The organism is Sphaerochaeta associata (assembly GCF_022869165.1).
GTDB classification, from domain to species: domain Bacteria; phylum Spirochaetota; class Spirochaetia; order Sphaerochaetales; family Sphaerochaetaceae; genus Sphaerochaeta; species Sphaerochaeta associata.
The window spans coordinates 3,225,211-3,245,131 of sequence record NZ_CP094929.1 but is presented as its reverse complement, the minus strand read 5'-3'; the positions used below and the strand labels follow the sequence as shown (position 1 = coordinate 3,245,131).

19 protein-coding genes are annotated in these 19,921 nt (G+C 52.7%); 13 read left to right on the top strand and 6 right to left on the bottom strand.

What is annotated here, in order from left to right:
* Positions 1-28 precede the first annotated feature (28 nt).
* The 9 genes from lnt to MUG09_RS14945 all read left to right on the top strand — a co-directional run bounded on the left by lnt (position 29) and on the right by MUG09_RS14945 (position 9,564).
* Positions 29-1,693 (top strand): apolipoprotein N-acyltransferase, encoded by a 1,665-nt coding sequence (gene lnt / locus MUG09_RS14985; RefSeq protein ID WP_244772251.1) that lies wholly within the window; start codon positions 29-31, stop codon positions 1,691-1,693.
* Positions 1,690-2,955, top strand: a complete 1,266-nt coding sequence (locus MUG09_RS14980; RefSeq protein ID WP_244772250.1) for a nicotinamide-nucleotide amidohydrolase family protein — start codon at positions 1,690-1,692, stop codon at positions 2,953-2,955. Before lnt ends, MUG09_RS14980 begins: the two co-directional genes overlap by 4 nt.
* 140 nt (positions 2,956-3,095) lie before the next feature.
* Positions 3,096-4,976: a transcription termination factor Rho gene (rho, locus tag MUG09_RS14975; protein WP_244772249.1), complete on the top strand. Its 1,881-nt coding sequence runs from the start codon at positions 3,096-3,098 to the stop codon at positions 4,974-4,976.
* A gap of 70 nt (positions 4,977-5,046) precedes the next feature.
* Entirely contained in the window at positions 5,047-5,250 is a 204-nt protein-coding gene (rpmE, locus tag MUG09_RS14970; protein WP_244772248.1) for a 50S ribosomal protein L31, read from the top strand.
* 176 nt (positions 5,251-5,426) lie between these two features.
* Complete coding sequence (locus tag MUG09_RS14965; protein ID WP_244772247.1) at positions 5,427-6,596, top strand: galactokinase; 1,170 nt, start codon at positions 5,427-5,429, stop codon at positions 6,594-6,596.
* A complete protein-coding gene (surE, locus tag MUG09_RS14960) occupies positions 6,593-7,393 on the top strand; it encodes a 5'/3'-nucleotidase SurE (protein WP_244772246.1) in 801 nt (266 codons plus the stop codon). The genes MUG09_RS14965 and surE overlap by 4 nt, the downstream gene beginning before the upstream one ends.
* Complete coding sequence (locus MUG09_RS14955) at positions 7,386-7,739, top strand: CxxCxxCC domain-containing protein (protein WP_244772245.1); 354 nt, start codon at positions 7,386-7,388, stop codon at positions 7,737-7,739. The genes surE and MUG09_RS14955 overlap by 8 nt, the downstream gene beginning before the upstream one ends.
* 59 nt (positions 7,740-7,798) lie before the next feature.
* Positions 7,799-8,959, top strand: coding sequence for a cysteine desulfurase family protein (locus MUG09_RS14950; RefSeq protein ID WP_244772244.1), 1,161 nt, complete (start codon positions 7,799-7,801; stop codon positions 8,957-8,959).
* The gene (locus MUG09_RS14945) at positions 8,956-9,564 is read left to right on the top strand and encodes an iron-sulfur cluster assembly scaffold protein (RefSeq protein WP_244772243.1); all 609 of its coding nucleotides are present in this window, start codon (positions 8,956-8,958) and stop codon (positions 9,562-9,564) included. The genes MUG09_RS14950 and MUG09_RS14945 overlap by 4 nt, the downstream gene beginning before the upstream one ends.
* A gap of 37 nt (positions 9,565-9,601) precedes the next feature.
* Here the strand turns inward: MUG09_RS14945 and MUG09_RS14940 are convergent, their stop codons facing one another.
* Both MUG09_RS14940 and MUG09_RS14935 read right to left on the bottom strand, forming a co-directional pair.
* Positions 9,602-11,095: a tagaturonate epimerase family protein gene (locus MUG09_RS14940; RefSeq protein WP_244772242.1), complete on the bottom strand. Its 1,494-nt coding sequence runs from the start codon at positions 11,093-11,095 to the stop codon at positions 9,602-9,604.
* Between the two features lie 15 nt (positions 11,096-11,110).
* Positions 11,111-12,796, bottom strand: coding sequence for a nucleoside kinase (locus MUG09_RS14935; RefSeq protein ID WP_244772241.1), 1,686 nt, complete (start codon positions 12,794-12,796; stop codon positions 11,111-11,113).
* 135 nt (positions 12,797-12,931) lie between these two features.
* On the opposite strand from MUG09_RS14935, the gene MUG09_RS14930 reads away from it, so the two are divergent.
* Positions 12,932-14,665 carry an aldehyde ferredoxin oxidoreductase N-terminal domain-containing protein gene (locus MUG09_RS14930; protein WP_244772240.1) on the top strand — a complete coding sequence of 578 codons (1,734 nt, stop codon included), beginning with the start codon at positions 12,932-12,934 and terminating at the stop codon, positions 14,663-14,665.
* Here the strand turns inward: MUG09_RS14930 and MUG09_RS14925 are convergent.
* Positions 14,653-15,261, bottom strand: coding sequence for a YfcE family phosphodiesterase (locus MUG09_RS14925; RefSeq protein WP_244772239.1), 609 nt, complete (start codon positions 15,259-15,261; stop codon positions 14,653-14,655). The genes MUG09_RS14930 and MUG09_RS14925 overlap by 13 nt on opposite strands.
* Positions 15,262-15,304: 43 nt before the next feature.
* Here MUG09_RS14925 and MUG09_RS14920 point away from each other — a divergent pair, with 43 nt between their 5' ends.
* Positions 15,305-16,231, top strand: a complete 927-nt coding sequence (locus MUG09_RS14920; RefSeq protein ID WP_244772238.1) for an alpha/beta hydrolase — start codon at positions 15,305-15,307, stop codon at positions 16,229-16,231.
* The gene (locus tag MUG09_RS14915; RefSeq protein WP_244772237.1) at positions 16,228-17,475 is read left to right on the top strand and encodes a YihY/virulence factor BrkB family protein; all 1,248 of its coding nucleotides are present in this window, start codon (positions 16,228-16,230) and stop codon (positions 17,473-17,475) included. Before MUG09_RS14920 ends, MUG09_RS14915 begins: the two co-directional genes overlap by 4 nt.
* Here the strand turns inward: MUG09_RS14915 and MUG09_RS14910 are convergent.
* The gene (locus MUG09_RS14910) at positions 17,472-18,275 is read right to left on the bottom strand and encodes a ZIP family metal transporter (RefSeq protein ID WP_244772236.1); all 804 of its coding nucleotides are present in this window, start codon (positions 18,273-18,275) and stop codon (positions 17,472-17,474) included. The genes MUG09_RS14915 and MUG09_RS14910 overlap by 4 nt on opposite strands.
* 95 nt (positions 18,276-18,370) lie before the next feature.
* Here MUG09_RS14910 and MUG09_RS14905 point away from each other — a divergent pair, with 95 nt between their 5' ends.
* Positions 18,371-18,862, top strand: coding sequence for a hypothetical protein (locus MUG09_RS14905; protein WP_244772235.1), 492 nt, complete (start codon positions 18,371-18,373; stop codon positions 18,860-18,862).
* On the opposite strand, the gene MUG09_RS14900 is transcribed toward MUG09_RS14905, so the two are convergent.
* Positions 18,824-19,225 (bottom strand): hypothetical protein, encoded by a 402-nt coding sequence (locus tag MUG09_RS14900; protein WP_244772234.1) that lies wholly within the window; start codon positions 19,223-19,225, stop codon positions 18,824-18,826. The two genes, MUG09_RS14905 and MUG09_RS14900, sit on opposite strands and share 39 nt — an antisense overlap.
* Positions 19,226-19,888 carry a Crp/Fnr family transcriptional regulator gene (locus MUG09_RS14895; RefSeq protein WP_244772233.1) on the bottom strand — a complete coding sequence of 221 codons (663 nt, stop codon included), beginning with the start codon at positions 19,886-19,888 and terminating at the stop codon, positions 19,226-19,228. It abuts the gene before it with no gap.
* Positions 19,889-19,921 lie beyond the last annotated feature (33 nt).

The window sequence follows — 19,921 nt, the reverse complement described above, 5'->3', positions numbered from 1 at the left end:
TCACGCGTTTACAGTAGGAGAACATCTCTTGGTTGATTTGTATCCCAGACGGAACCTCGGAACGGTTTGTTCTGAGGTTTTTGTGTTATTGGCATCAGCGTTTGTGTACTCATTTGCCTTCCCGGGGCTCGTATCGGCCAATGGGTTGGGTTTCATCGGGTTCATTGCCCTGATTCCGGTTTTTGCTGTTATTCGTAATACCAGCTGGAAGCTTACGCCTGTATACGGCTTCTTCTATGGTTTCATGTTCTACCTGTTCTTCAACTACTGGCTGAAGACCTTCCATCCGCTTGCCATCCTGATCGTTCCCATCATCAAGGGCGGCGAGATGGTTGTCCTGTTTCCTCTATTGAAGGCAGCACAGAAGTTGTTCAAGAAGTATGGGTATATCGTCGAGGGCATCATCTGGGTAGCGTACTCCTATGTCAGCCAGGATTGGTTTGCCGGATACCCCTATGGAACCCTGGGGTCGGCTGCCTACGAATATCTTGCGTTCATCCAGATTGCCGAATTCACCGGCATCTGGGGGGTTACTTTCTTGATGGTACTGCCCCAAACATTCCTGGCTTTCATTCTGTTCGAGAAATACCGAAACCGTCCGGAGCGTTATACGACCTACCTGAAGCAGCATCTGCTCTTCTTGGCTGCCTATGCAGTTATATTGCTGGCGACATTGGTGTACGGCTTTGCCAGCATCTCCTACTGGAGGTCCCAAGAGCCCGAGAAAGTTTGGAAAGTCGCCACCATCCAACACAGCGCCGATACCTGGAAGGGCGGGTATACCACATACAAGAATAACTTCAACAACCTGCGCCGCATGAGCCTGGAGGCCCTGCAAGCTGATCCCGACATCATACTTTGGTCTGAGACCGCATTTGTTCCCTCGGTTGCATGGCATGAGAATTATCCCTCCGATCCGGCCACTTCGGCTTTGGTCGAAGAGTTCGTTGCATTCGGCAAGTCCCTGCCCATTCCGTTGGTGACAGGAAACCCCGAAGGAGTGATCGACGATCCATCCCAGCCGGCTTTGCTCTCAGATGGAAGTTGGAACCGCAAGGATTACAACACGGTCATTTTCTTTGAGGACGGCAAGATCAAGAATACATATCGCAAACAACATCTTGTCCCGTTCACCGAACACTTCCCTTATGAGAAACAACTGCCTCTGCTCTACAACCTGTTGTTGGCCAATGACTACAACTGGTGGGAGAAGGGGTACGAGAGTGTGGTCTTCGAAACCGAGGAAGGCGTGAAGTTCTCCACTCCGATCTGCTTTGAGGATGTGTTCGGCTATTTGAATGCCGGCTTTGTAGCCAACGGCGCCGATGTCATCGTCAATATGACCAACGACGGCTGGTCGAAGGCCGTCTCGGCCGAGATGCAGCACCTGGGTCTGGCTGTGTTCCGCTCCATCGAGAATCGACGTACCACCGTTCGTGGTACGAACAGCGGCATGACCTGCGTCATCGATGTAACCGGAAAGATCATCGACCCCATGGAGCCCTTCAAGGTAGGCTGGCATATCTATGACGTTCCCGTATTCACCGGAGAAAGTCATGGAACAACCTTCTATACCAGGCACATCGACTGGTTCGCCTTTTTGACCATTTACCTTTCGTACCTATTGCTTGGTTTTGGAGCTCTCAATCACCTACTACACTTCATTCGAAAGAGAAGGCAGAACAGAACATGACCTACATCAGTGCGGCACTCTTCATTATCGGGACTGAATTGACCCGCGGCGTCATTGCGGATAAACACTGGCAGGTCCTTGCCAGCCAGCTGACGCAGCTGGGGTATCGGGTTGATCGCATGGTCCTGGTTCCCGATGACGGGACCATCGGCGAAGTGCTGCAGGAGTGCATCGATACGTGTGACATTGTCATTCTTACCGGAGGTCTTGGACCCACCAGCGACGATTTGACCCGCAGCATTGTCGCCCGAATGGCAAACGTCCCTCTGGTACGTGACCAAGCAACCTTTGATGCGTTGTATGCGCGCATCGGCGAGCGTATCTGGGGAGCCAATGAGCAACAGACCATGATACCTCAGGGCTTTGCCGCAATCCCCAATCCGTATGGAACGGCAGCCGGCTTCCGGGGCATCATACCCGAAGGGGACCGCGAGATTGTCTGCATCGCCATGCCCGGTCCGCCCAGGGAGATGGATCCGATGTTCTTCGACCAGGTGCTGCCCTATCTGGCTCAGCTGATCGGTCATGATGATTTTGCGCGCAGTGAATACTCCACCTTCCTGATCCCCGAAGCAAAACTCGATGAGCTCTGCAGGCAGGCAACCTTCAATGGTCTGCAGTGGGGTACACGGTTCCAGGATTTGAAGATCAGCCTGTATCTGGTGGGAGGTGATGATCAAGAGCGTGTAGAGATGGCAAAGCGCCTTGAATCCCTTGTCGGCCCTTCCTTGCTGGTAGAGGGTGATGTCATGCCCGCTCAGCTGTTGACGGATCTGCTTGTGGCCAGGGGTGAGACGATCAGCTGTGCAGAGAGCTGCACCTCGGGCTTTATTGCAAAGCTGCTTACCGACCAAAGCGGAAGTTCAGCTTGGTTCTATGGAGGGGCTGTCACCTATGCAAATGAAGCAAAAATGGCTATGCTTGGGGTGAACGAAGAGACCTTGCAAATCCACGGAGCAGTCAGCGAGGCTTGTGTGCTTGAAATGGCCGAGGGTATGCTCAATCGTTCAAACACCGATTGGGCGTTGTCAGTCAGTGGTATCGCCGGGCCCGACGGCGGCAGCAACGAGAAACCGGTGGGAACCGTATGGTTTGGATTCGCCTCCAAACATCGTTCAAGCATGGCAGTGAAGGTGCAACTTACTTCCTATGGTCGTGATTCGGTAAGAAGAAAGGCTTCGGTTGTCGCCTTGATTCTTGCAAGTCAGTATATCAAAGGAGCTTGCTTGCTTGACACTGTGAAGAAGTGGCAATATATTTAGAGTATCAATCGCGGGACGTTATCAGAATTTCGTTAATTGTATTCCCGCATATTCTTACATCCTGTATCACAGTTTAGGAGTCGGGTTGTCATTGTACCTTATCGGTACGTATAATTCCCTGTTCCGTTGGAGTTTATCCTATGTCTTCCGAAGAATTAGTGCAAACTGAAGCTGCGTTGTCAGTACCTTCCGAGTCTGAAAAGGCGAAGAAACCGGTACGGCGTATCACCCGAAAAAAAAGCCCTGTGGCTGTAAAAGCGTCAGAGAATGCTGCTGATCAGAGTGCCGAGCAACAAGAGGCGACAGACGAGTCCTCACAGCAGAAAAAACGAAGAGGTAGGCCAAAGAAAACCAGCGTGAGGCAGCGAGATGAAAAATCTCAGATGCTTGACGAGCAGCAACCGCAGCTCGACTTGCACGTTGAGCAGCAGGACCAGCCGGTCAAGGAAGAAGCTCCCGCTGTTGTACCGCAGCCCCATGCTGCTTCACCAGACGAGACTCAGCCATCGCAGAAGCAGAGCGAACAGAGGAGTCAAACCCAGAATCAGAATCCGAACCAGAATGCATATAGAAAGAACCCCCAATTCAATAAAGGCAACAACCGCAATCAGCAAAACCGCCATCCAAAGGGCTCCTTCCAGAAGAGCCAAAGCTTTGGTCCGAATCGCTCAATGCGCCAGAACCAGAATGAAGAACCCTCTTTTGACTTGAATATTGAAGAGCATCCTGAAGCACCCGTTCTCCAGCTTGAACTGTATACCAATATGTCCATCGATGAACTGCGCAAGGTGGGAATAGAGAAGGGCCTGAGTGCAGATACCATTCTCGACTTGCGCAAGCAGGAAATCGTAGCTGAAATTCTGAGGATCCACACTGCAAGCGGCGGCGTTATTGTAGGGACCGGCACCCTTGAGATTCTTCCCGACGGTTTTGGATTCCTTCGTTCACCGTCAAACAGCTATCTCTCCGGACTCGAGGACGTCTATGTTTCTCCCGCCCAGATCAAGAGCCTGTATTTGAAAACCGGGGATGTTGTCTACGGACAGGTTCGAACCCCGCGTGAGAGCGAACGCTTCTTTGCGATTCTCAAAATCCTCAAGGTCAACGGCGATGAGCCCATCGTAGCAAAGATGCGTGTTCCTTTTGACAGTCTGACCCCGCTTTTTCCCGATCAGCGATTGAAATTGGAGACTGCTGAAGAGGATATGTCGGTGCGTATCATTGATATGTTCTGCCCGATCGGAAAGGGTCAGCGCTCCTTGATCGTTGCACCCCCGAGAACCGGTAAAACCGTCCTGCTTCAGAAAATCGCCAACTCCATCAGTACCAATCATCCCGAGGTGGTTCTCATGGTTCTTTTGGTGGATGAACGACCCGAGGAAGTGACCGACATGCGCCGTCACGTCAAGGGAGAGGTAATCGCCTCCACCTTCGACGAGCAGGCAAGTCGTCACGTCCAGGTCGCGGAGATGGTCATTGAGAAGGCCAAGCGTCTTGTTGAGCACAAGAAGGATGTCGTCATTCTGCTTGACTCGATCACCCGTCTCGCCCGCGCCTACAACCAGACGGTTCCTGCGAGCGGGAAAATCCTCAGCGGTGGTGTCGACTCCAATGCCCTGCATAAACCCAAACGGTTCTTTGGAGCTGCCCGTAACATTGAGTTCGGCGGAAGCCTCACCATTATTGCAACTGGCTTGATTGAAACCGGTTCGAGGATGGACGAGGTTATTTTTGAAGAGTTCAAGGGTACCGGAAACAATGAGATCATTCTCGACCGCAGGCTTGCAGACAAACGTCTATGGCCGGCCATCAACATCAAGAAAAGTGGAACCAGGCGTGAAGATCTGCTGTTGCCTCCTGATGAAGCTGCCAGGATCTGGCTCACCCGTAATGCTGTCAATGATATGGACGACCAAGAGATGACTCCGTTCCTCATTGACAAAATCCGGAAGACAAAGGATAATGAGGCGTTCTTACGCTCTATTAATACCGGGATTCCTACGAACTCTGCAGGCTATTAGGACCAAGAGAATTTGAAACCAGTCTGCTGCGTACAGCCAGCAGATTACATATTCCTGGAGGAATTTGAACATGAAAGACGGAATTCACCCCCGCTATGAATTGGCTGAAGTTCGCTGCTCTTGCGGTAGCGTAATCAAGACCAAGACAACTGCCAAGAGCTTGGAGCTGGAAATTTGCTCTGCTTGCCACCCCTTCTTCACCGGTACCCAGAAAATGGTTGACACCGCTGGACGTATCGAACGCTTTAAGAAGCGCTACGGCCTGGAAAAATAATCAAGCACAAAGAAGCCGCCAGCAATGGTGGCTTTTTTAAGGTATTTGCAACACAGTTCGTGCATCTATCGATTGGGTTGAGAAATGCTCGGTCAGCAAACTATACAAAAGTAGGTTTTTTGTTGCATTATGCCGACAAGTATCCTAAAATTGACCCATAAAAATTAGGTTGGGGCATGGATAACGTCATCAAACAACATAGTAAAGAGTACGGAGAGACTCCTCTCGTAATAGCGCAAGTGCCGGGTACGTGTACCCTGCTGGGTAGCTATGCGGATGCATGCAAGGGATGGTCTTTAGTCGGTACTGATGCCTCGACGCTTTTCGTAGCAGTCTCGTTGCGTGACGACCAGCTGGTAAGGCTGACGAATGCCACGCTCAACGACCGCAAACGCTTCTCCCTGGGGAATATCAAGTACCGCAAGGAAGACCGATGGGGTAATTATCTCAAGGGTGTCATCGCTGTTCTCGCCAATGAAGGGGTCTCTTTCACCGGGTTGAATATTACAGTGGAAGGAAATCTTTTATATGGTGACAACCAGATGGTCAGCACTGCCTGTTCGCTGGGGACGGTCATCGCCCTCGATGCATTGATGGGCCTTAACCTCAGCATGACTTCCATGATCAGGATCGCCTACCAAGCAAGCACCACCTTCAATAATGAAAGCTGCAGGGTCAGCGACCTATTGACGATGCTCAACGGAAAGCCTTCCAAGATACTTTTCTTCGACTTGCAGCATGTGACCTATAAGGAGATCTCCTTCCCCTTCACCGAAGAGAATGAGGAGTATGTCGCTATCGTGGTGGATAGCAAAATCTCCCCGAACGCGATGCGCGAAGAGATCAGCAGCAAGAGGCGGGCCATCGAGCGTGCTTTCTGCAAGCTCAAGGAGCTGAAAAGTGGAGGCTTTCTGCGTGACTTTCCTGAAAGCGAGCTCTCAGCTAGAATTGTTCCCCTTGATGAGGAAGCTCGTCATATCTGTGAATATGTCCTGATGGAGTCACATCTTGCCAATGATGCTGCATCGTTGCTGACATCCAAGGACGCCTCTCTGTACGGCAAGCTGATGAACCGTGTCCAGGCAGGTCTGAGAGACCTGCTTGAGGTAACCTGCCCGGAAGTCGACTGGCTCACCAAACGTGCTTCAGAGCTTAATGGATGTCTTGGGTCGGTGCAGATCTCCAATGGATTTTCCGGTAATATCATGGTCCTCTTGAGTAAACAGGCGCTTCCAAGTTATATTAGCCGTCTGGAGGACTACGAGCATATCTTTGGTTTCCACCCACGCTGGTATATCTATGGTGGGCATGAAGCTGCAAAAGTTGTGCTCCCTGAGCATAGATGAGAATACTGCTGACGAATGACGATGGGTATCGAAGTGAAGGACTGGCTGCGCTGTCCGATGCTTTGGTGAAGGCCGGCCACGATGTCTGGATCTGCGCTCCCTCATCCGAGCGAAGCGCCAGCAGCCACTCCATGACACTCCGTGGAGAGATTGTCATTACCGAGTATGCAAAGAATCGGTATCACTGCAGCGGCACTCCTGCCGATTGCATTCTCTATGCTTCCAAAGGGAAGATTTTCCCCATGACCCCCGATTTGGTCATCAGCGGAATCAATCACGGCTACAATATATCCACCGATATTCTCTATTCAGGAACCGTCGGGGCAGCTCGTGAAGCAGCCTTGACAGGGCTTCCCTCGATGGCTGTCAGCTGCAGCCGTGACAAAGAGGGCTCCTTTCCCTTTGCCCGTTCGGCAGCCTTTGTGGTAGAGCACTTGGATGAGTTTTATCCACTGACCAGCAGAGAGTGCATCATCAATATCAATGTCCCCGGGGATGGAAACGGCAAGTGGAAGAGCGGGGTGCTCAGCTATCTTGAGTACCATGATGCAGTAGAGACCAAGCATGAGCAGGAGAATCGATATTTCGATACTGCTTCAGTACGCTTTGGAACCTCGGTGGTGCTCTCCCTTAAAGGGGGAGTGCAACCGATACAACGCTGTGATACACAGTTCTCCGATTTCCAGGCTGTCCGCAGCGGCTACATCAGTGTAACCGCCCTTTCCATTCTTCCCCCGGTGCACCAGAAGGTGCAACAAGCCCTCGACGCCATGAGCGAGGAGGTCGATTGTGGGTAAGTGTTGGGAAGATAAATGCACCAAATGCGGGCTCTGCTGCCATGAGAAGGCTGTGTACGGCCGTAATCTTGTCATAGACCTGGATTCCTGGTGTGAATTTTTCGACCCGGCGACCAAACAATGCAAGGTATATTCCGAGCGGTTTGTCCGTTGCGCCCGCTGCCAGAAGATGACACGGCTCAGGGCAATGTTCGCCTCCTACCTGCCCGAGACCTGCGGCTACGTGGCTTGGGCCAGAAAGCATCACCTTCGATTCGCCGAGCGGCGTTTCATCCGCTTCATCCATAGCAAGACCTGTCCTTCCGAGGACTCGGACGAACCTCTATACGATACATTTCGCGCATGAAATGTGTGCGGCTTGACCCTTCGGGCCGTGCTTCACTATGTTGTATATGAGGTTATTTCATGGAACAGAACATTATCTATCTGGATAACAATGCGACTACTGCGATGCATGAAGATGTCATCGAAGCGGTGCATCAATCCAATATGCTATACGGAAATGCTTCCAGCATGCACATGGCCGGGCGTCAGGCGGCCCTTGCCATCGAACAGAGCAGGCAGGCTCTTGCTTCTCTCATCGATGAGGAGAGCTCGTCAATCGTCTTCACCAGCGGTGCAAGCGAAGCAAACAATACCGTATTCAATATCTTCAAGGAGCGCATCGACCTTGGTTCGAAGCGCAATCGAATTGTGACAACCACCATCGAACACCCTTCGATAATCGAGACCGTCAAATACCTGAGACAACTCGGCTACAACGTCGATGAATGTCCGGTCGATAGTACCGGTCGGGTGAAGATGGACGTGATGAATAAGCTGCTTGGCGATGATGTCGCCCTGGTGTCGGTGATGCTGGGGAATAATGAGATCGGGACCATCCAGCCGGTTGCAGAGATTGCTCGACTCGCCCATCAAACGGGGGCCTTCATGCATACCGATGCTACGCAGGCAATCGGGAAAATCCCTGTTTCTATGAGGGAGCTTGGGGTGGACTACCTCAGTCTCTCCGCCCATAAGTTTTATGGGCCCAAGGGTGTCGGAGCATTGGTCGTGAAGGCCAAGGCACCCTATGCCCCGTTGGTGCATGGAGGCCATCAGGAAGGCGGAAAGCGGGCAGGAACCTATAATACGGCTTCCATCGTAGGGATGGGAGTGGCTGCCTCCATTGCACAGCGCGATCTGGATATGGAGCGAAAGAAGCTTTGGAAACTCAGGGAGATGCTGAGAGTCGGGATTCTTGAACGTATCAGCAATGTTGTGGTCAACGGGAATCAGGAGCACTGCCTGCCCGGCACCCTTGATGTCTCCTTCCCTCATGCAGAAGGGGAGTCCATTCTGCTTTATCTCGATATGGAAGGAATTATGGTTTCCACCGGGAGTGCCTGTGCCAGCGGGTCGCTTGAGCCCAGCTACGTACTGCTGGCCTCCGGGGTGGATATCGAGCTTGCCCACGGCTCCATCCGGTTCAGTTTCGGTCGATACAATACCGAGCAGGACGTTGCATATGTCCTGGAGAAGCTGCCGCCGATTATCAAGCGTTTAAGGGAGATGTCAACACGATGACCAATTTTATGAGTCAATGGGTCTATACCCCGGTGGTGAAGGACCATTTTATGAATCCCAGGAATACCCTCAAAGAGGATGAACAGTTCGATTATGATGGTATTGGAGATGTTGGATCGCTTGCATGCGGGGATCAGATGCAAATCTTGATTAAAGTCAAGGACGACAGAATCCTCGACCTGAGATGGCTTACCTACGGCTGCGCATCGGCCATTGCAAGCACTTCCATGATGAGTGAAATGGCCATCGGCCTCACCCTTGAGGAGGCGTACCACCTCACCCCGGCCATGATCACCGACGCTTTGGGAGGGCTTCCCGAGCACAAGTTCCACTGCTCCGTTCTTGGGGACAAGGCTCTTCGTGCCGCCATAGACGACTATCTGGAGAAGCAGGGAAGGGAGAATCCCTTCAAGAAGCACGTGGCCAAGGTTATTTGTGAGTGCAAGAGCGTCACCGATGTCCAGATTGAGGACCTGGTGAAGTCCGGGCAGGCGAAAACGCTCGAACAACTGCAGGAGATTACCGAATACGGTACGGTCTGCGGAAAGTGCAAGCAAGCGGTAAGCGAACTCTTTGACGAGTTCAAGCACATCTACAACGTATGAAGAAGCAAGGCGGCCGAAAGGCCGCCTTATCCTTGTCCTACTTGGAGAATCCCAATAAGGAAAGATGCTTGCCGATATGCTTGGCAAGCAGGGTCTGATAAAGCTCTTCCTCACGTGCAAGCAGGCCGAATAGATCATCGCCGAGCAATTTTGCTCCCGTATCGTTCTCATCCCGCAGCAGGTAGCCGTAGGTTATGTGCAGAAGCTGTCGTGCATTGTCATCCTCCAGATAGCGCCACAGCTCACTGTCTTCCACCTCCTGCAAAGCGCTGATGCGGTCGAGTCTGGTCGTAACATGGTAGAATTTCTTGGCATCGGGGAACCTCTTCAGGGCATGCTCGTGCATCCTGCGGTAGAGTGAAGGATCTTTCAGTGCGACAAGCCTGACGGCTTCAAGCCAGTTCGTCCCTGCCGTCTTGACATGGAAGCTTCCCTTGATTGTTTTTGCAAGGATGGGGAAGATGCTGAACTTGTCGCTGCCTGAGTGAATGCTCAGTCGGTACCCATAGTGGTCGGCTATGGCTGCATGCTGGGCAAGGTCTGCAGTAAAGAGGTCCAGGTCTCCGATATAGTCGATTCCTTTCTGGAACTCACCGATGAAGCGGGGGGCCAATGTAGAAACCAACACCTGCCTTCGTTTCAGCTCCAAGGCGATGAATACATGGCTTTTGGGATCGGTCGGGGTGTCGGTCTCATCGATGGAGATCTCAAAATCAATCGGCCTTGACGAGGTGCAAATATAGCTTTCATACACCATCTGGATGAAGTCCAATGCCTTGTGATAGGTCAGTACGTCCTGCATCAGATGCGTGCGGTCGAGTTTATACATCTCATCGCCTATGGTGATCAACTGCTCCTGATAGAGCTTCTCATACATTGTCCGGGTCTCTTCTCCAAGCTGTTGATAGCGAGCAAGCAATGCATCCGTATCCAGACCTTGGATGGAGTTGTCGATCTGCTCCGAGGAGTCGAGGGTGATCATCGTAGCGCCTTGCTTGAGAGACTTCTCAATATCCTCACACTTCTTCAGGTGATCGCCGTCTGCACCGTATCCGGTGGTATACCCCTCCTGAAAGACTGCATAGGCAGCAGCATCGATGACATCGTCGAAGCTTCGACCGGTGAAGTTGAGCTCCCTGATCGACTGCTGGGCGAAAAACGGGAACACCTTGGTTCCACTCAACGCCTGGATATGACCGGCCGTCGCCTCGCCGAGCCTGTCCCCCAAGCCGAGTGAAGGCCGTCTGCTTGTATTGGCCACCGGTGTCGTGTAGGGCAGATACTTGTTCAGGACAAGCCGGTTTGCATGGTCGGCAGGGCAGATTTTGCATGTTTGGGCGACATCACCTGTCAATTCATCAAACACAGGCCCGCTGCCTTGGGCGACCAGGTATTTGTCTTTCTCAGAGCGGATCAGTGCGATGATGCACTCTCCAAGGCTCGTCACCGATTTCTCGTAGAGCTTGACCGGCTTTCCCAGTCTTGTCTCCAATGCAAGCGTATCTATCTGTCTGGAATCGTAGAGTTCCATATGTTGACTCCTTCGTCAAATGACGTCAAATTCACTCCCTCCGATGAACTCCCTGAGCAGGGAATCGGGTGGTACAAGCGTGTCGGGGATGGGATTCACATGCTCCAGGAACCTCAGCAGCCTGCGGGCCGTCTCATAGGCCGCCCCTGCTGATGGCTTTACCATCTTCAACAACGGTTGGGCGTAGGTGGTCAGCACCCCCAGTTCATAATCGAGGGCACTGTTTATCAGAACATTCGCGTTGTTCTGGTAGGGGAAAATGTAGCGGTCTTCACCGCGCTGTACCGACGGCCACATATTGAGGGTGGTCTCGGCATTCGTACCGCGGGTTCGATTGTCTCTGATCATACGCCGGATGATGCGATTGTCCGTGGTGCTGATGCGATTGTGGTCGTCGAGATTCAGCTGCGTAAGGGCTGAGATGTAGACTCGGAATAGCAGGTCGCTTTCCAGCGAGGCTGTGAGCTCGGGATTCATTCCGTGAATGCCTTCAATAACCAGAAGCGTGCGCTTGTCCATCTGCACCGGTTCGGATTCATAACTGCGCTTCGCCGTCTTGAAATCGAATTTGCACAATCGAACCGGTTCTCCTCTGAACAGGCTGGCAAGGTCCTCTTGGAACTTGGCCACATCGAGTGCTTCAAGCGCTTCCAGATCGGGCTTGTTGAACTCGTCCTTGGGGGCTTGGCTGGGGGGAAGATAGTAGCTGTCCAGCGAAATTTTTATCGTTTTCTTCCCCAATACCTGAAGCTGTATTCCCAGTTTGTGGGCGAAGGTTGTCTTGCCTGATGAGGAGGGGCCTGCTATGAGGACAGCCTTGACGCTGCTGTGCAGATTTATCTGGTCTGCAATGCTTGCGATCTTCTTCTGTTGTAGAGCCTCGGCGAGTCGGATGAATGACTCAACCGTATTCTGGTTGCCCATCCGGTTCAATTGCCCCAGAGACTGGACGCCCAGTATGCTCCCCCACGCCTTGTACTCCTTGAAGACGGAGAAGAGCAGGGGGTTGTCCACAAACGGGTCCAGCGCCTTGATATTGTGTGATCTGGGGTAACGCAGCAACATGCCCCTCTCTTGGTACGGTTTTAGCTCCCATACCTTCATCAGGCCGGTGTTGCCCAGCAGCGGTTCATAGGAGATGTCCAGGTATCCGCTGAGCCGGTATAGGTTCACCTTTGGTTCATTGCGGGTCGACAGGAGTGCCGCCGTTTGGTCGAAGTGGTTCTGTTCGAAATAAGCGAGGGCGTTCTCGTAGGTGAGGGTGACCTCCTCGATATCCAGTTTCTGTTCGACCAAAGAACGCATCGCTTCCTCGATGGCAAGGATATCGCTGCCAGCGAGCATCAATTCGTCGTCGAAACTGAAATAGTAGCCGTCTCCGAGTGAGTGTCCGATAACCAGACGGCGTTGGGGGTAGAGCATGGAAACAGCGGCACACAAGAGATAACAGAGGGAGTGGCGGTAGATGCGTTTGCCCATGTCGCCGAACAGGCGAACAGGTTCAACGGTGCAGTCGGCAACCAAGGAGCGCGAACAGGAGTGCAGCTCATGATTGACCAAAGCACCCACAAAGGGGTTGTCCTCGTAGACAGGATCGTTGCATGATCCTTCGATGTCAGCCATGAGCAGTACATCCTCTACAGTGGTGCCTATCGGCAAGGATAGATTTTGGCCATGGATTTTCACACTAATCTGTTTCATGCATCTATAATACCGGCAGGTGAAACCGGCGGCAAGGGGAAAGCATTTTTTGTAAATCCATGCTATACTTGTTACTTCAGTATAGAGACTGGAATTTTGATTGACAGCAACGTGTGAGGTAGGTACCCTTTGTATATGAAAAAGAAGCGTACATTAGCGTTCCCCTATCGGCAACGCTCGGTATTGCATATAGATATAGCATCTGAATCATTCGAAGTCATCCCCTTGTCGGAATCCGATGCAAAAGCGTACCTTGGGGGGAGACTTCTTGCCCTCGAGCTATGGAAACGGTTTGCAGTGTTTACAGAGCTCGGGGCGAAATACTATGAGAGCGGCAACCCGATTGTCTTTGCACCCGGTGCCGCCTCCGACCTGTCCATGCCCTGTCCCACCTCCTACACCATGGTTACGAAAAGCCCGATAACGGGCAGGATTGCCGTTGGGAGTGCTGCATCATCCCTGGCAGGGGCCATCGCAGGATCCGGCTATAGCGCCTTGGTCATCACCGGCCGCGCACGAAGGCTTTTGGGCTTCTCCATCCATGACGGCGGGGTGAGCTTTACTGCAGCCGAAGAGTTGCACAACATGACTACCGTAGAGGTTGCCAGACGGGTAGGTTCCAAGCATGTGGTCTCCATCGGCCCTGCGGGTGAGCATCTGGTTGCCCATGCCTCGCTTGTCGCCGACAACCAAAACATCCGCTGCGGTGGCATCGCCATGGTGTTCGGCCTGAAAAACATCAAATATTTCTCCCTCGATATGTCTTCAACCGGCAGGGAATCCTACGATCCTCATCGGTTCGGCTTGCTTGTCCAATCATCGTTACAGGCAATGAGCAAGAGCCGAATCAGCCGGACGGTAGCCAAGGAAGGTACTCTGGCGCTGCTTGCAAAGGCGAATCACCATGGTTGGGCCGCTATCGACAACTATTCGATGCGAATCGATGGGCGCCTCTGGGGACTCTGTCCGCGCTCGAGCGAGGAAGAAGTACGGAAAGAGGATGTCTCCTGTCCTGTATGTGAGGAGAAGTCGGCTATGGACCTTCAGAGTGCCATGGCCTTGGGGTCCAACCTGGAACTCTTCGACAGCCGCAGTGTCCAGCAGCTGGTCGCCCGATGCCTGGAAAACGGACTCGATCCGATAAGTGCCGGTGCGGTCCTCTCTTGGGCGCGCAAAAGCCGAATGGACGGTCTTTTAGGCTTTCTGCCCGATATGCAGCGCTCCTCTGCCATGCTCTATCTCAGGCTTCTCGATGCCATGGCCTACCAGCGAGGGACCGGCGAGCAGTTGGGGAAGACGATGGAAGAGTTGGTTGCCACCTATGGTGGAGCAGACCATGCCTTCGAAGTCGACAATCTGCCGCTCCCTCCCTTCGATTATCGGGCGCTTCCTGTGCAAGCCCTGCTTGCTTCGCTCGGGGATGAGCGAATGGTATATGGTGAATTGCTCTGGGGGAACCGTTATCGCAGAGGAAATGAGCGGACTCTTGCCTCCTGGGCCCTCTATGTCCAGCAACTTTCATCCGCCTTGGAGAGTGTCGGACTCTGTCCACTGGTGTTGCTGCCCTCGTTCGCCCATCCGCTTCTACACTTCCCTCGGTGGAAGAACAAGCACAAGAATTTTACAATGCTTGCCTCTTTCGCCTCGCTGGGCGAAGGGTATGAGATATCAGCACAGCAGATGATGGAATTCGGGAAAAAGGCTCAAGCGTTGCAACAGCAAATCAACGACAAGCTGCTTGAGAAGCGGAAAGGCCGACTTCCTGATCAGCTTCTGGTGAATGGAAAGAGCAATTACCAAAGGGCGCAGGTTGTTCCGCTTGCCAGGCTGCTGGATGCCTACCAGCATCTTTCTCGTTACAAGAAATAGTACTGCAGTGAAGGCAAAGGCCGATCGTCGTCAAGGCTTCTGATGCTTGCTCCATCCTCAAAAAGCAGTGCATAGGTAGGACCCAAGGCCGTTCTCGGGAAGGTGGTCGAGCCAGGGTTTATGTGGAGAATACCATCCTCCTGCATCACCAGACGGGGTGAGTGTGTGTGCCCGGAGATGAAGATGTCACCACCTTGCATATCCAAACCGTAGGGAGAGGGAAACCTGTCGCCGTGGGTCATGACCACTGAGTGTTCGCCCCACTTCAGCCGTTGCACCAAGGGAGGGAGATTGATGCCGGCGGCACTGAAATCATACGAGCTGTCGCAATTGCCCCGGACCAGGATAGTATCGGTATGCTGACTGAGCAGCTCCTTGAAAGCAGGTGATGAAGGAGGACAGATGTCTCCTGCAATGAGAATATGTTGCGCCTGATAGTGCTTGGCGTATTGCAGCAACAGACGGAGAGCTGCAGTTGATCCATGAATATCACTGGCCAGAATCAGAGTCGGATGCATGAGTTCATATTCTCCTACAGCAATTTCCCAAAGAGAGGAAATTTGGTTCTTGTGATGTGCACACAATATTGCTATCATGATACGGGAATTATATAAAAATAAACAAGACGGGGAGGGGCCTATGACTACAATCAGGGAGTTGGATTGCAGCGATGGGAAAACGGTACAATATCGCGTTTGGATTCCTGATGAGAGGCAGATAGAGGGTGTTCTCCTTATCTTGCATGGCATGGCCGAGCACAGTCTCCGCTATCAACGATTCGCCTTGTTTCTCAACTCCAAAGGCATCGCCGTGTATGCTCCCGACCACCGGGGGCATGGTCTGACCGGTCAGCAGGAAGGGGATACGTTGGGCTATTTCGCCGAACGGGAAGGGTGGCAGCGTGTGGTGGAGGATGCGTACGAGCTGAGCAATATCATTCTTTCCGATTTTCCAAAGAAACCCCTCTTTTTGCTGGGCCACAGCATGGGATCCTTTCTCGCCCGCTCCCTGATCGTCGACCACTCCGACCTCTTTGACGGGGTGATCATCATGGGTACCGGCTCCTCACAGGGCCTTCTTGGCAAGGTCGGGAAAATGATCGCCCGTTCCCATGTTTCCAAGCATGGCTCCAAGTATCCCGACGCCCTTTTGGATAAAATGAGTTTTGGTTCCTACAACAAGAAAATTCCCAATGCCCAGACCCCCTTTGATTGGCTTTCCAGAGATAAGGAGCAGGTTGCCGCCTATATTGAGGATCCGTTGTGTGGTTTTGTCTGTACTTCCAAATTCTTTGAGGACCTGCTTGACGGGGTTCAGATGGCCAATGACCCCCTTAAGGCCAGAAAACTGCCGGTTGACCTGCCTTTATTGATTATCAGCGGTGCAAAAGATCCGGTGGGGGGATACGGCAAGGGAGTCCGCAGGGTGTATGAGCTCTATCGTGACAGCAATATCTCCGACATCACGCTCTCCTTGGTTCCCGAGGCACGGCATGAGTTGTTGCAGGAGACGAACCGTCTTTCGACCAAGGAATACCTGTATAATTGGATGAAACGAAGGATATGAAAACAACGCTTTGGAGCGTAGTGCAGCAGAACCTCAAACGATTGGGTAAGTTTCTCTCCACCGTCTTCAGACAGGCGATGAAGGATAATATTCTCAACTCGGCCTCTGGTTTGGTGTATTCTACGCTCCTTGCCATTGTTCCGGCCCTGACTTTCATCTTCACGTTCTTCAACATCCTTGGGGTCCTTGAGCCTCTGACCGACTTCATCTCCCAATGGCTTGGCGAACTTGCAGGGCCTCAGGCGGGAAGTGAGTTGATGGTCCTGCTGAATCGTTACACCCGCAATGCAACGAGTCTTGGTGTGGTTGGATTGGTCTCCTTCCTGATCACCATGGTCCTGCTCATCAACAAGGTCTGGTCGGTGATCAACCAGATTTACCGGTCGTCGCGCAGCCGCAACCCCCTCAAGCGCTTTGCAGGGTATGTCACCTTCCTCATTGTAGCCAGCCTTTTATTGGCTGCCTATGTGAGCGTACAGTCGGTGCTGGCCTCGTGGTATCTGGACCTGCTGGGGGTTTCCATCGGCCGCTGGTCGAGTGTACTCAGAACGATCGCCCCCTCGCTCATTGTAGCCCTTGTTCTCTTTATGCTCATCTATTTTGTTCCCAATACCAAAGTCAGGTTCGATGCCGCCTTCCTTGGCAGCCTCGCCGGTCTGCTGTTCATCAGCATATTCAGCAAGTTCACCACCATCCTTACCTCGATGGCCACCAACTTCTCGGTCATCTACGGTTCGTTCGCCGCAGTCTTTTTATTCTTGTTTTTCTGTTACGTATTCTGGGCTACGGTTTTCTTCAGTGTCGAGCTGGCGTATGTCCACCAGTTTCGACCAGAAGCTTCCAGCTTCATAGGCCTTCCTCAGAGCCCTGCCTTGCAGCTTTCGGAGGGGACCAATATCATGATGCTCATCGGAAGCAACTTCCGGGACGGCAAGGGGGCGACCTCGGTTCGGGAGATGCTCGACCGCCTTGCAATTCCCTACAACCGCCTGCAAGGCTTTCTATCCCTGTTGACCCAACTGGATTTCATCACTCCCACCAACAACAGCCATACGAGCTTTATTCCGAAGCAACCGCTGGAAAGTCTGCGTCTTCAGGACTTGGTGATAGGCCTGTACGGACTTGAGACCATGGATGAGGTGGAGCACGATACGGCCGGAGAGGCTGTCGCCCTACAGGTCCAGGACCGGGGTATTGCCAGTCTTGGGTCGCTGACCATCGAGAACCTGTTGCAGCGCATCTAGCCCAGGGCAACATCCAAAATCATCATGACTGCGAAACCAAGCATCGTCCCCAAGGTGGCGTAATGGGTCCCCTTGTGATCGTCCGAGGCCCCCTGGGCTTCGGGGATCAGCTCCTCAACCACCACATAGATCATCGCCCCTGCCGCAAAGGCAAGTGCATAGGGAAGAATCGGCGTCACCTGGGTGACCAGAAGGGCTCCCAATACCCCTGCAATGGGTTCAACGATACCTGATGCCTGTCCATAGAAAAAGCTTTTGGTCCGGCTCAGTCCCTCCCTGCGCAGGGGAATGGAGACGGCCGCCCCTTCAGGAAGGTTCTGAAGCCCGATGCCGATGGCTACGGCCAGGGCTGCGCTCATGTTCCCTCCGCTTATGGCCGCCGATCCGATGGCAACTCCTACCGCCAAACCTTCAGGAAAGTTGTGCAAGGTGATGGAAAGGACCAACAGGATGGACCTGCGAAGATGGGTTGGGATTCCTTCCTCCTCTCCTTCCTTCGAGCCGATGTGGGTGTGGGGCAGCAGATGGTCGCTTACATAGAGAAAGAGGCCTCCAAGCAGAAATCCTATGGTAGCCGCAATGTAGGCTGGAACCGGACCGTCCTCGGCCAACTCGATGGCAGGGGCGAGCAACGACCAGAACGACGCTGCAATCATAATGCCGCTGGCAAACCCCAAGAGCGCGTTCATCACATGCTTTTGGATTGTCTTGAAAAAGAATACGAACGCCGCTCCGAGGGCTGTCATAGCCCAGGTACCCATCGTAGCCAGGAAAGCCAGAAAGATTGGATTGCTGCTCATGCCCTTACAATACGAAGCCGGACTTGAACGGTCAAGATGGGAAACCCCTTGCCTAGGTACAAGATGAAAGGCTAATGTGGAAGCCGGAGGCTCTTATGTTGTTAGACCCTGTAAGCCAAGCTGCGATCGATCCGCTTATCTGGCACTCTTTTCCCGATGAGAACGATGGTATTCTTGCCGATGAAATATGGAAGTGCGGTACGTTGGTATGTACCATGCTCAAGAACCCTGCCTGCAAGAGCGGGGAGGATTTGGTGAATATTCCCTACTCGATGATCGTCAAGCGCGGCAAAAAGGTGATTCTTGCCGTCTCCCTCGAGCAGGAGGACCTGCGCTCCCTCTCCTACAAGCTGGGGTGTTCGCTTCGTGAGCTGCAGGAGGATTATCAAACCAAAGGATACTTCTCCGAGCTGCGCGGTTATGTCTACACCAATGAGGTGCGTGAGGATCTCGGCCCGTACGAGGGTGGCATGGATATGCAAAGCATCAGGATTTTCCTGCTGGAAACCGTCTGCGATACCTTTGACATTCTCTCCGAGCCTGTACAACTACAGGGTGAAGACAAAGTTGCCCGAAAAACTCACTGACGATTGTGTTCTCTCCTGTTGCGGTCGGTAGGGAATGATCAGGCCCGAGCTTCCCTGCCTGATTGCGGTGGGAGTGTAGAGAACCGAGTTGGTCGGACCTGCCACCAAGGTTGTAGTTTGTTGTGAGGCACTGTCCGAAAGCAGTGCCTTTATCAACATTCCATCAAGTTCGATGAGCACCCGATCGCCGTTTTTATAGCCTGCTTGGTACAAGTCGTTCTCGCTTATCGAGAGCACCAGCAGCGGTGAATTCACAGCCTCGGTCACCTTGACTGCGAGAGGGCCGGGTGTACGGGATGTGCTCGCACAGGAAGTGAGCAGCATCAAAGCCGATAGTGCTGAAAGTAGTAGGAATCGTTTCATTTACTCCTCCTCGTATAGGGTGAAGGTACTCTTCTGATACTCCAACAAACCTTCGCTGCGCATTTTGGAGAGCTCGCTGGACATTGCGCTGCGCTCGACACAGAGATAGTCGGCCAGCTGCTGGCGGTCGAAAGGAATGGTGAAGGTCCGGCTGCTGCGTTTCTTTGCCTCCTCGGATAGGTAGGACAGCAGTTTTTCCCTGGTACTTCGCTTGGTGATGTGGTTCATTTTCTTCATCAGTTCCAGATTCTTCTGCGAGAGCAGTCGTACCATGTTTTCGATGAGTCCTTGATGATGCACGCATCCTCTTTGGCAGGTCGTGATGACTTGGTGAATATTCAAAAAGAGTACGGTTGTCGGCTCACAGGTGATGACAACCACCTCGCTGGGCAGCTGGGTGCAGGCGATCGTTTCGGCAAAGCTGTCTGCAACACCGAGGTTTGCGACGACCGTCCGATTGCCCCAGAAATCGTGGCGGACGATGTTCGCCGACCCCGAGAGGATGATTCCCATCTCATCGGTATACTCCCCCTCATCGATGATGGTGTATTCCTTGGGGAAGGTTGACGTTCTAGCCTTCAGGCAGGAGAGCAGCCCCTCGATGTTCTCATCTTGAATCCGGGTAAACAATACCGATTGCAACAGAATTTGTACTACATCCATAGGATTCCCTCTTCTGTTGTAAAAACAACATAA

Excerpts from the sequence above, each read along its gene's own strand:
- MUG09_RS14930 (WP_244772240.1), top strand. The coding sequence starts at position 12,932 with ATGAAAAAGAAGCGTACATTAGCGTTCCCCTATCGGCAACGCTCGGTA.
- MUG09_RS14900 (WP_244772234.1), bottom strand. The coding sequence starts at position 19,225 with ATGAAACGATTCCTACTACTTTCAGCACTATCGGCTTTGATGCTGCTC.
- MUG09_RS14965 (WP_244772247.1), top strand. The coding sequence starts at position 5,427 with ATGGATAACGTCATCAAACAACATAGTAAAGAGTACGGAGAGACTCCT.
- MUG09_RS14925 (WP_244772239.1), bottom strand. The coding sequence starts at position 15,261 with ATGATAGCAATATTGTGTGCACATCACAAGAACCAAATTTCCTCTCTT.
- MUG09_RS14940 (WP_244772242.1), bottom strand. The coding sequence starts at position 11,095 with ATGGAACTCTACGATTCCAGACAGATAGATACGCTTGCATTGGAGACA.
- rho (WP_244772249.1), top strand. The coding sequence starts at position 3,096 with ATGTCTTCCGAAGAATTAGTGCAAACTGAAGCTGCGTTGTCAGTACCT.
- MUG09_RS14980 (WP_244772250.1), top strand. The coding sequence starts at position 1,690 with ATGACCTACATCAGTGCGGCACTCTTCATTATCGGGACTGAATTGACC.
- MUG09_RS14935 (WP_244772241.1), bottom strand. The coding sequence starts at position 12,796 with ATGAAACAGATTAGTGTGAAAATCCATGGCCAAAATCTATCCTTGCCG.
- MUG09_RS14915 (WP_244772237.1), top strand. The coding sequence starts at position 16,228 with ATGAAAACAACGCTTTGGAGCGTAGTGCAGCAGAACCTCAAACGATTG.
- MUG09_RS14905 (WP_244772235.1), top strand. The coding sequence starts at position 18,371 with ATGTTGTTAGACCCTGTAAGCCAAGCTGCGATCGATCCGCTTATCTGG.
- MUG09_RS14910 (WP_244772236.1), bottom strand. The coding sequence starts at position 18,275 with ATGAGCAGCAATCCAATCTTTCTGGCTTTCCTGGCTACGATGGGTACC.
- rpmE (WP_244772248.1), top strand. The coding sequence starts at position 5,047 with ATGAAAGACGGAATTCACCCCCGCTATGAATTGGCTGAAGTTCGCTGC.
- MUG09_RS14895 (WP_244772233.1), bottom strand. The coding sequence starts at position 19,888 with ATGGATGTAGTACAAATTCTGTTGCAATCGGTATTGTTTACCCGGATT.
- MUG09_RS14945 (WP_244772243.1), top strand. The coding sequence starts at position 8,956 with ATGACCAATTTTATGAGTCAATGGGTCTATACCCCGGTGGTGAAGGAC.
- MUG09_RS14920 (WP_244772238.1), top strand. The coding sequence starts at position 15,305 with ATGACTACAATCAGGGAGTTGGATTGCAGCGATGGGAAAACGGTACAA.
- surE (WP_244772246.1), top strand. The coding sequence starts at position 6,593 with ATGAGAATACTGCTGACGAATGACGATGGGTATCGAAGTGAAGGACTG.
- MUG09_RS14950 (WP_244772244.1), top strand. The coding sequence starts at position 7,799 with ATGGAACAGAACATTATCTATCTGGATAACAATGCGACTACTGCGATG.